Here is a 12,013-nt window from a genome sequence, read left to right as displayed (position 1 = left end):
ATGCCATCTGTAGCATTTTATACTCTGGGCTGCAAAGTAAACTTTTACGATACCGAAGCGATGTGGCAACTGTTTAAAAATGAAGGTTATGAGCAGGTTGATTTTGAAGAAAAAACAGCTGACGTGTACGTGATTAACACATGTACGGTAACAAATACAGGCGACAAAAAAAGCCGCCAAATTATTCGCCGTGCGGTACGCCGCAACCCGGATGCGATTATTGCTGTAACGGGCTGCTATGCCCAAACTTCGCCTGCTGAGATTCTCGATATCGAAGGGGTCGATCTGGTCGTTGGTACACAGGATCGTGAGAAGCTGATGGATCATATCCATACGCTGCAATCCGAGCGTCAGCCGATCAACGCCGTGCGTAACATTATGAAAACACGCGAGTTCGAGGAACTGGATGTGCCGGACTTTGCCAATCATACACGTGCCTTTTTGAAAATTCAGGAGGGCTGCAACAACTTCTGTACGTTCTGTATTATTCCCTGGTCACGCGGTCTGTCTCGTAGTCGTGCAGCAAGCAGCGTCATTGCTCAGGCGCATCAGCTCGTAGCCGCAGGCTACAAGGAAATCGTGCTGACAGGTATTCATACAGGCGGTTATGGCGACGATCTGGAAGATTATGATCTGGCTGATCTGCTGTGGGATCTGGACAAAGTGGAAGGTTTGGAGCGCATTCGGATTAGCTCTATCGAAGCGAGTCAGATTACAGACAAAGTGCTGGACGTGCTGAATCGTTCGTCCAAAATGTGCCGTCACTTCCACATTCCGCTGCAAGCTGGAGATGATACGGTGCTGAAACGTATGCGCCGTAAATATACTGTAGCTGAATACGCCGAGAAAATTCGCCGTATCCGTCAATCGATGCCAGACGTGGCGATCACGACTGACGTGATCGTAGGCTTCCCCGGCGAAACGGACGAAATGTTCCAAAACGGCTACAATATGATGAAGTCGATCGGCTTCTCGGAAATGCACGTATTCCCTTACTCCAAACGTACCGGTACACCGGCAGCACGTATGGAAGATCAGGTAGACGACGAAGTGAAGCATGCACGTGTGCATCAACTCATCGACCTGTCCGAGCAAATGCAATTGTCCTACGCGGAGAAGTTTGTCGGTCATGTGCTGGATATTATCCCAGAAAACAACGACAAAGGCGTATTCGGCGAAGGTATGATCGGCGGTTATAGCGATAACTATTTGCAAATCGCCTTTGAAGGTTCAGAAGAACTCGTTGGTAAACTATGTCGCGTGAAGCTTGTTGAGCCAGGTGCGAACACGTCGAAAGGTCAACTTGTACGCGTGCTGGAGCAGGAGCCAAGTCAACTCGCTTAAAACCAATTTGATGTGCTTAAAATAGCTTTTGGTATTTGTAAATTAAGCATTTTGGTAAGAAATATAGATATATGGATTCAGATGTATTTGACGTATTAGCTTATTCAAACTTCTTTTAGAATGAAAAAGATTTTGATACGGTATGTAAAAATAAGTATGTAGTAACATCCGCTGAACGAAGGAAAGTGAATTCGAGAAAAGGACGACTTTGGAGTAGGAGAATCTACATGATCACCTAATCGATAGATTGTCTCACATCTCACACCACCTGAGTGCGTTCTCTTATTGCTTGACGGAGTGTTTGATGCTACATGCACCAGTTATACACTAAGCTTCATAACAATATTTAGCAGGATTTCATTTTGCGTAACTGGCGAGATGCCGGAGCCGCAAGGTGAAATCCTTTGTTGTGCCATGAACGGTATTGGATCGTGATAAATATGCGATGGATCGATAGATGTGAGTGATTGATCGTAAATCGATCGGTATTTGACCGTATTAGGATGTACGTATAAAAGGAGTGAGCCAGTGTGGCAGCAATTATTTTACAGCAAAAACGTAAGAAAAGAGTAGAGCAGGGACATCCGTGGGTGTTTGAAGGAGAAATCGCTACCGTAGAAGGCGAGCCGCAAGCAGGCGAAGTGGTGCAGGTGATGAATCATCAGCGCAAGTTCCTCGCTACGGGGTATTACAATCCCGCTTCGAAAATTACCGTTCGCCTCATTTCCAGACAGCCAGTAATCGAGATGGATCAGGCGTTTTTTGCAGAGCGGTTCCGCTGGTGTGTGCAGCATCGGGAGCGTTTTTTACCTACAGAGCGTGCGTATCGCCTTGTGTATGGTGAAGCGGACTTTTTGCCGGGCTTGATCGTAGATCGTTTTGACGATGTACTGGTTGTACAATTGCTCACACTCGGTATGGATCAGCGCCGTCAGCAGATTATCGCTGCACTGGTAGAAGTGGTTCAGCCAAAAGGCATTTATGAGCGCAGTGATGTATCGGTGCGCAAGCTGGAAGGTTTGGAAGAAACAACAGGCATACTGTATGGCGAATGCCCACGTCATGTGACCGTGCAGGAAAATGGACTGTGGATTAAAGTCGATATCGAACAGGGTCAGAAAACAGGTTATTTCTTCGATCAACGCGAAAATCGTGCATCCATCGCTCCGCTTATGCTCGGCTGGGGGGAACGCAGTGGGATTACGCTGCAATCAGTCACAGATAATGGCGAGACCGTGCAAGCTCCGGTTAACCGCAAAGGCAATGTCGTTGAATTCCCTTACTGGGATGGTGCGACTGTGTTGGAATGTTTCTCACATACAGGTAGTTTTACGCTCAATGCTTGTAAATACGGTGCGAAAAAAGTGACCTGTCTCGATATTTCGGCGCATGCGATTGAAAGTGCAGAGGAAAATGTACGTTTAAACGGGTTCGAGGATCGGGTTGAGTTTGTCGTAGCGGATGCGTTTGATTATTTACGCAGCAATGCTAAAGGGTTGGAGGAACGTCGCGATCGTGCAGCAGGCAGCAAGCATGACACCTCCGTACCGATGACCGCAGGCGGTGGACGTAGCTGGGATGTTGTTATTCTCGATCCACCTGCTTTTGCTAAAACAAAAAGTGCGGTGGCTGGCGCAGTACGCGGCTACAAGGACATTAACTTGCATGGGATGAAGCTGGTCAATGAAGGCGGCTATCTGGTGACCGCAAGTTGCTCGTATCATATGAAGCCAGAGCTATTTCTGGAAACGATTCAAGAAGCGGCTCAGGATGCAGGGAAAGTGCTACGTCTGGTGGAGTGGAGAGCAGCGGGTAAAGATCATCCGCAAATCCTCGGTGTCACCGAAGGGCATTATTTGAAATTTGCGATCTTTGAAGTGCGTAGCGCTTCGTTTTAAAATATTGTTGTAAGGTTGTAAGGTTGTAAGGTTGTAAGGTTGTAAGGTTGTAAGGTTGTAAGGTTGTAAGGTTGTAAGGTTGTGAGGTTGTATAGAGGTTGGAATTTTCGCTTTGCGGATCGATTATTGATGAAGCTCGATCCAGCGTTATTTTGATTATAAACTAACAACGGGTACTTACTTCACCACTGTGAAACGAACGCACGATGAGTGCAAATTGAATAAGAATGGAATACAAAATAACGATCTCCAGTACATGCCATTATCATCCAGCACGCCTTATAGTATAATTATAGTTATGGTGAGGAATCCCCTCCGCCTGTCGTACCGTATTGTACGCCTGGGACGGTGGGGATTTGCTCGTTTACGGGTATAATGTACAGCAACGAATCGATAGGTTCATCATAGCGACATAGCAGCGGTATTGAAATAACACATAGGTTACGATAAAATGGATGTATGGGAACATTTGTTCTGATTAAAAGAATGATGTATGAGAACATTTTGTGGCGATATACAAAGCGATTTTACAGACAAAAGGGGATGTGCACATGCCTCTCAAGTTTATGATAGGCCGCTCGGGCAGCGGTAAGACGACAACGATCATTAATCGAGTGATTGATAAAATTGCAGCGGACCCTACGGGTGCACCGCTGTTTATCCTTGTGCCAGAACAGGCATCGTTTCAAACCGAGCATGCGTTCATTCGGACGGAACGTGTGCGCGGCAATATGCGTGCGAGTGCGCACGGTTTTCGGCGTTTGGCTCAGCTTGTACTGCGTGAAGTAGGTGGTTCGGCACGAATCGTCATTGCAGATGAAGGCAAAAAGATGCTGCTGTATAAGCTGCTTCAACAGCAGCAAGCACAGCTCAAATTATTTGGACGCTCGGGTGAGCAGTTTGGCTTTATTAGTCAGCTCAGCGAGCTATACAGTGAATTTAAGCATTATGCGTTGTCGGCCGAACAGCTGGAAGGCTATGTCAAGCAAACGGTAACGGGTGTCTCGCCACTGCTGACGGACAAATTGCATGATTTGCAGCATATTTATCGTCAGTACGAGTATGGCTTGTCTCAGTTGTATATCGATCGCGATGATACGCTCGATGATCTGGCAGAAGCGATTCCACAATCAGAGATGCTGAATGGCGCCGAAGTGTGGATTGACGGGTTTCATAGCTTTACACCGCAGGAATACAGAGTCATTATGGCACTGTTGGAAAAGGTAGATTGTGTGACGGTTTCGCTGACGCTTGATCGTCCTTACTGGCATGAGCAGCCACCGGAGATGGAGCTATTTTACCAGCAGGCACTGGCATGTCGGCGCTTGTATCAATTCGCCGAAGCGCTAGGTCACGCTGACCCGGAAGCGGTCGAAAATTTATCACCTGCTCATGAGGATGTACCTGTACGTTTCCAGCATAGTCCGCTGCTTGGACATCTGGAAAAGGGGTATCGTACACGCAGTATATGGAAGGGCGGCGGTGTGCAACATGGCTCATCCGACGAATTGTCCGTACACTGTGCGCCGGATCGCAGAACCGAGATCGAAGGGGCGCTGCGTGAGCTGGTGAAGCTGGCACGTCAGCAGGGAGCACGCTGGCGTGAAATGGCGATTTTTGTGCGTAATCTGGAAGATTATGAACATCTGATTGCACCGCTGATGGAAGACTATGCTATTCCTTATTTTCTCGATAAACGACGCGGGATACTGCATCATCCGCTGGCAGAGCTAATGCGCGCTGCACTGGATGTGGTGCAATATAACTGGCGATATGAGGATGTGTTTCGCTGTATCAAAACCGGATTGCTCGTCACGCTGGATGAGGAAGTGACAGCAGATGATCTGGATCGCCTTGAAAATGTAGTGTTGGCATGTGGTATTCATGGATACCGCTGGACAGACGGACGAGAATGGCGTGGGATTCCAAGTCTATCGCTGGAAGCGGAAGATACGGAAAATGGACAACCGAGCGAGCGTGAGGCGATGCAAGCACAACAGATCGAACGGGTACGCCGCAGAGTGGCTGCGCCACTGCAACGTCTGGAAAAAAAGCTCAACAAGGCGAAACACGCCACCGAGATGTGTATCGCTCTGTATGAACTGCTGGAAGAGCTGCATGTAGCGGACAAACTGGAACAATGGAGCAGCGAAGCTGCTGCTAGTGGGCAACCACTGCGCGCGCGCGAACATATTCAAATTCATGGCGGCATCATTGAGCTAATGGAGCAAATGGTCGATATTATGGCAGAGGATGAGCTGCAACTGGAAACCTTTGCTGGCTTATTGGAAACCGGTTTGGCAGGTTTACGGCTTGGTGTCGTACCGCCAGCGATCGATCAGGTATTGATCGGTTCACTGGATCGTACACGCCCGCTCGATATTAAATATGCCTTTGTAATCGGTGTGAACGATGGGATTGTGCCGTCTGTATTTCCAGATCAGGGCATTTTGAATGAAGCGGAGCGGTTGAATTTGACCGATAGCGGTCTGGAGCTGGCTCCAGGCATTACACGTCGTCAATTAGACGAACAGTTTATTATTTATCATGCGCTGACGGTTGCGAGTGATCGACTGTGGATGAGCTATGCGATGAGCGATGAAGAGGGACGCGGTTTGATCGCTTCGGAAGTGATCACTACCGTTAAGGCGCTCTTCCCTGGTTTGCGAGAGCAATCGATTAGTAGGACTGCGGATTTCCGGCACACACCGGAGCAGCAGCTTCAGCTCATTGGTCGCCCGGGCGTGACACTTCCACATTTGATCGGTCAGCTGCGTGAATGGAGTCGGGGCACGAATATACCAGTGTTATGGTGGCATGTGTTGCGCTGGTACGATGCGAATGAAGTATGGAAGCCGCAGCTTCAGCGACTGCTCGGTTCGCTATTTTATAAAAATATCGGTCATCGACTGAACCCAGATACGAGTCAGCGTCTGTATGGACGTGTATTGCGCACCAGTGTGTCGGGGATGGAGCAATTTGTATCGTGTCCGTTTGCCCATTTTGCGGCGCGTGGCTTGAAGCTGCGAGAGCGACAGGAATATCGCCTGAAAGCGCCGGATATCGGACAGTTATTCCATGCTTCATTAACGACGCTGGCGCAAGATTTGAAGGCGCAGGGACGCAACTGGGGCGATCTGACACCGGAGGAATGTGTACAGGTGGCAGAGGCGGCGGTAGACAAGCATACGCCGCGTTTGCAGGGCGAGATTTTGCTTAGTTCCAGACGATACGGGTATATTACGCGCAAGCTGCGTGATATCGTCAGTCGCGCTTCGGTCATTATTGGTGAGCAGTCGCGCCGTGGGCAGTTTGAGCCACTGTATTTGGAGCTGGCGTTTGGACCGGACGGCAATTGGCCTGCGCTGCGTTTTACATTGGATAATGGATATACGATGGAGATTGTCGGACGAATTGACCGGGTTGATGTGGCAGAAGGTGAAGGCAATCTGCTGATTCGTATTATTGACTATAAGTCCAGCTCGACTGACTTGAAGCTACATGAAGTGTATTACGGTCTGGCGCTGCAAATGCTAACTTATCTCGATGTGTTGCTCACGCATGCGGAAGATAGACTGGGACAAAAAGCAGATCCAGCAGGTGCTCTATATTTCCATGTGCACAATCCGCTGCTGCAAGCCGGCAATCGTCTGAGCATGGAGCAGTCACGTCAGGAGCTGCTCAAGCGTTTTAAAATGAAAGGTTTACTCGTTGCCGATCGCGATGTGATCGGCAAAATGGACAATACGCTCGAAAAAGGGCATTCAGCGATCTTGCCGGTAGCGGTGAAGGCAGATGGCGGCTTTTATAGCAGTTCCGCCGTCGCTTCACCTCAGCAATGGCAGGAGCTGCTGACCAATGTACGGCAGACCGCGCGTCAGATCGGTGAAGGTATTACAGGCGGTGTGACACAGATCGAGCCTTACCGGATCGATCAGGAAAAAGCGTGTACATTTTGCGCGTACAAGTCGGTCTGTCAATTTGATGAAAGTATTAAAGGGAATGCCTATAATGTGCTGAAAAAACCGAACAAAAACGAAACCTGGGAACTGCTGCAAAGCCAGCAAAACCCGCAGGAAGGAGAAAACGGACATGAACGATCATGAGCGTGAACAAGAGCAATGGCATAACGGGCTGAGCGATCATGCCGAGTCTGCGGGTTCCGGTCATGCTGGCTCCCCTTCTTCGCATCGGGAACGTGCCCGGGCACTACAGCAACTGACGATGCCACGACCGGAGGACAGCACATGGACCGAGGATCAGTGGAAGGCTGTTTCGCTGCGCGGTGACAATATACTCGTTGCTGCCGCTGCCGGTTCCGGGAAAACAGCGGTGCTCGTTGAACGCATTATTCGTCAGGTGACCGATCCAGAGCATCCGCTTGATGTGGATCGCATGCTGGTGGCGACATTTACGAAAGCCGCAGCGACCGAAATGCGGCAGCGAATACGGGCAGCGCTTGATCGCGAAGTGCTGAATCGGCCGACCGATGAGCGACTGCGCAGACAGCTTGCCCTGTTGGGTCAGGCGTCGATCACGACGCTGCATTCCTTTTGCATGGAGGTCATTCAGCGTTATTATGCGATGATTCCGCTTGATCCGGGCTTTCGGATTGCAAGTGAAAATGAATGCGCGATGATGCGAGAGGAATTGCTGGAAGAGCTATTCGAGGATAAATATACAGAGGAAGAAGAGCGGGATAATAAGCAATTTCATCGTTTAATCAACTGGTTTGGCGGTGAACGTAGCGATGAAGCAGCGATGCAGCTGGTAGAACGGTTATATCATTTTGCACGTAGTCATCCGTGGCCAGAGCATTGGCTACGAGAAACGGCGAAGTCTTTTAACGTACAAGATGCAAGGCAGCTAGAACAATCGGTCTGGGTGGAGCAGATCGTGAACGATTTGCATATGGCACTTCAAGGGCTGGAGGCGCTTGTCCAGCAGGCGATCGAGACTGCACTACAGCCGGGTGGTCCTGCCGCTTATGTGGACACGCTACGTGGCGATCTGGAATTGATTCATAGTCTACAGGATGCAGTCGCATTGAAGCCGTGGAGTGAGCTGTATCCGGTCTTTCAACAGATCGCCTTTGGTAAGCTTAAGTCGGTGCGCAAAGATGATGCACTGGATGTGCAGCTTCAGGACGCCGTCAAGCAACTTCGTGAAACGGTTAAAAAGTCGCTTACCGAGCTAGGCAATCTCTTTTTCGGTCGTACCGCTGCTGAATTTGCGCAGGAGCTGCGTGAATCGGCTCCATTGATGGAAGAGCTGGCTGAGCTGGTCATTCGCTTTAGCGAGCGGTATGGGCAGGAGAAGCAGCGACGCGGCTGGGTAGACTTTTCCGATCTGGAGCATTATGCGCTGCAAGTGCTGCGTGATCCATCGTCCACACCGGAGCAAGTTCTGCCTTCGGCAGCGGCGCAGGAGTATCGGGCGCGCTTTGATGAAGTGATGCTGGATGAGTATCAGGATACAAACTCTGTACAGGAGCAGCTGGTACAGCTCATTTCGCGTGAACTGCCTGGCAATCGCTTTATGGTTGGTGATGTGAAGCAGAGTATTTATCGCTTCCGTCTTGCTGAACCGGGACTATTTTTGCAAAAGTATCATCAGTATCGTGATGATTGGAGCGGCGAAGGTCGTCGTATTGACCTGTCCCGTAACTTCCGTAGTCGGGTGCAGGTCGTCGATGCGGTCAATATGCTATTTCGCCAGCTCATGAATGAAAAGGTTGCTGAGATCGTGTATGACGAACGGGCAGAGCTAGTTGCCGGAGCGAAATATCCGGACGGACATGAGGCGGATTATGAGCCGGAATTTTGGCTGCTTGAGCGCGGTGGAAGTGGGACATCCGATCGTACCGATGATGAATCTAATGATAGTGGCGATGCCTTTACTGGAGCGGATGATGCCGAGCTGGAATCGGCACGTCTTGAAGCACAGGCGATCATTGCGCGTGTGCGAGAGATGACTTCACCGAATGGTAAACCGCTCATGATTTATGATAAAGGGATCGATGGACTGCGTCCGGCACAATATCGCGATATGGTGATTTTGCTGCGTTCGACGGCGATCTGGGCACCATTGATGCTGGATGAGTTGAAGCTGGCTGGCGTGCCAGCGTATAGCGATGTGGAGCAGGGCTATTTTGAAGCGGTCGAAGTGGATGTGATGCTGTCGCTGCTCGACATTATCGATAATCCGCAGCAGGATATTCCATTTGCCGCTGTATTGCGGTCGCCTATTGTCGGCTTGAACGAAGACGAGCTTGCTCAAGTCAGGCTGGCGCAGAAGCAGGTACCCTTTTACGAGGCGATGAAAACGCTGCTGGAAGCTACGGCAACTGAAGCAGCGGAAGCGCACAAAGAAACTGGAAAAGAAGCAGGAATGGAAACAAGAGCAGAACCGAAAGCAGAGACAACCGACTCTATTATTCGACCTTCTGCGGACATTGCCGCAACAGCGCCAGAGCGTGCACAACCAGCGGATGAATGGCACGATGCGACTGGCTTAACGGACAAGCTACGCCGTTTCCATGCGCAGTTATTAAGCTGGCGTGCGGAAGCGCGTGAGGGTGAGCTGGGCAGTCTGATCTGGCGTATTTATCGGGAGACCGGTTATATGGACTGGCTTGGCGGTTTGCCGGGCGGTGTACAGCGACAGCATAACTTGCGCATATTGTATGAGCGAGCATTGCAGTTCGAACGTTCAGGTTCATCACAGGGACTATTCCGCTTCCTGCGTTTTATTCGCCGCCTTAAGGACACAGGTGGTGATCTGGGTTCGGTATCCGGCGGAGCCGAGGAAAATGCAATTCGGATGATGACGATCCATAAAAGTAAAGGGTTGGAGTTTCCGGTTGTCTTTCTGGCAGGGATGGCCAAAATGTTCAATATGCAGGATCTGAATGCACCATTCCTCATGCATAAAGAGCTTGGCTTTGGTCCAAAATTTGTGGATGAAGATACACGGGTTAGCTATCCAACATTGCCGAATCTGGCAATTCGTCGCCGTGCGATGAAAGAGCTGCTGGCGGAAGAACTGCGTGTATTATACGTCGCCTTAACCCGTCCACGGGATAAGCTGATCATGCTGGCAACGGTCAAAGATCTGGATAAGCGAATTGCGTCCTGGAGTCAGGTGCAGTCGCACCCGGCATTAGAGTTGCCTGATTATGTACTATCACGCGCACGTAGTTATATCGACTGGCTCGGTCCAGCCTTTATGCGCCATCGTGCGGCACGTGTATTCCGTGAGCGTAATGAAGCAGCGACTGCGCCTTATGCAGCTGTACTGGCTGATGATCCGGCAACCTGGCAAGTACATGTGCTGGATACACGACAGTTGCTCCAGACTAATGAAGCGGACGAACCGACGACAGTTGCGCCACGCCAACATGATCCGAAATGGCAGGCGATGGAGGCAGGTCAACCTTTACAATGGCAAGATATCATTGCAGCTGCGCTGGAACAGGAGCAAAGGAATGAACATGTAAACGTAACGGCTGAAACCGATGGAGTCGCTAAAAGGGATGGAGCAGGCGCTGAAACGGAACAGAAGCTATTTTCGACTGAGACCTATGTAGCGAATCATACTGATCCATTAAGCATTGCTAACGATGTTACAAATACGAACAATGATGGAGCAGTTACCGATGCGACTACGCCTATAAATCAGCCACATATAAGCGAAGCCGATTGGATTCGTCTGGACGAGCAGGAACGGCAAGCAGCAGGGGCGATGGAGGCACGTCTGAATTGGACGTATCCGTATGAGCAGGCCGCCCATATCGCTGCCAAAACAACGGTGAGTGAATTAAAGCAGCAACTCGTATCCGACGAAGTTCCAGATGCCGATCTATGGGAAGGCATCTGGGATTTGAATCCTCAGCTTCAAGCTTATATCGACGCTCAAAAGCAGAAAGATGAGCAGCAAGTTAACGGTCAAACCCAGAACGATAAACAGCAGAACACGCGGCTTGAACAACTACCCGCGACGACAGACACAGCCTTTATAACAGATGCTGCTCTGTCCAAATCAATGCGAGGAACATCCCAAGATGCCTCTCCTGAAACTGCTGATCGTCATCGACACAGTCTTAAGCTGGAGCGACCCTCTTTTATGGAGAAAAAAGGACTGACCGGTGCGGAGCGTGGGACAGCGTACCATACCGTTATGCAGCGTGTGCCATTGCAAGCCGGCGAAGTGACGATAGCGCTGGTTGAGGAGACGAAGCAGCGTCTAGTGGATCAGCAGATTTTGCGACAACCGGAGGCAGACAGTGTACAGCCGGATGAAGTGGCTGGATTTTTCCGTACAGCACTTGGTGAGCGTATGATGAATGCTTCCTGGTTGCGGCGTGAGCTGGCATTCAGTCATGCTTTGCCTGTAAATGAGCATGGTGATCTGATGCTCACACAGGGCATTATTGACTGCCTATTCCGTGAAGGCGAACGCACGATTCTGGTTGATTACAAAACAGACCGCGTCTTTGCTCATGAAGGTGGAATAGAAACGTTAAAGGAACGTTATCGCATACAGCTAGAGCTTTATGCGCAGGCTGTACAGCAATCATTTGGCTGGCATGTGGATGAGTTATGGCTATACTTTTTCGATGGTAAGCATGAGATTCGCTTAGATGAGTAAAGCTTAGATGGATAAATAGGCTGGAATTGAACCGACAGTCGAACCGTATGACTCCAACCCTATGTTGTTGCTTATAAGGGAGGGGAGTACGATTCGACTTGTCGTCATTCCAGATGTTATGA

4 protein-coding genes are annotated in these 12,013 nt (G+C 49.9%); all 4 read left to right on the top strand.

The annotated features are described in order from the left end of the window. The 4 genes from mtaB (at position 1) to addA (ending at position 11,891) form a co-directional block, all read left to right on the top strand. On the top strand, positions 1 to 1,344 hold the full coding sequence (mtaB, locus tag AAHF22_RS14320) for a tRNA (N(6)-L-threonylcarbamoyladenosine(37)-C(2))-methylthiotransferase MtaB (RefSeq protein WP_347325702.1): 1,344 nt from the start codon (positions 1 to 3) through the stop codon (positions 1,342 to 1,344). A gap of 530 nt (positions 1,345 to 1,874) precedes the next feature. Beyond that, complete coding sequence (locus AAHF22_RS14315) at positions 1,875 to 3,242, top strand: class I SAM-dependent rRNA methyltransferase (RefSeq protein ID WP_347325701.1); 1,368 nt, start codon at positions 1,875 to 1,877, stop codon at positions 3,240 to 3,242. Positions 3,243 to 3,793: 551 nt separating this feature from the next. After that, the gene (gene addB / locus AAHF22_RS14310; protein WP_347325700.1) at positions 3,794 to 7,348 is read left to right on the top strand and encodes a helicase-exonuclease AddAB subunit AddB; all 3,555 of its coding nucleotides are present in this window, start codon (positions 3,794 to 3,796) and stop codon (positions 7,346 to 7,348) included. Next, positions 7,335 to 11,891: a helicase-exonuclease AddAB subunit AddA gene (gene addA, locus AAHF22_RS14305; protein ID WP_347325699.1), complete on the top strand. Its 4,557-nt coding sequence runs from the start codon at positions 7,335 to 7,337 to the stop codon at positions 11,889 to 11,891. Before addB ends, addA begins: the two co-directional genes overlap by 14 nt. The last annotated feature ends 122 nt before the right edge of the window (positions 11,892 to 12,013 follow it).

Origin of the sequence: Paenibacillus wenxiniae, assembly GCF_039822605.1 — a bacterium.
In the GTDB taxonomy this organism is placed as follows: domain Bacteria; phylum Bacillota; class Bacilli; order Paenibacillales; family Paenibacillaceae; genus Saccharibacillus; species Saccharibacillus wenxiniae.
Note: the sequence above shows the minus strand (reverse complement) of the source record. Positions and strands in the feature narration are given on the sequence as shown.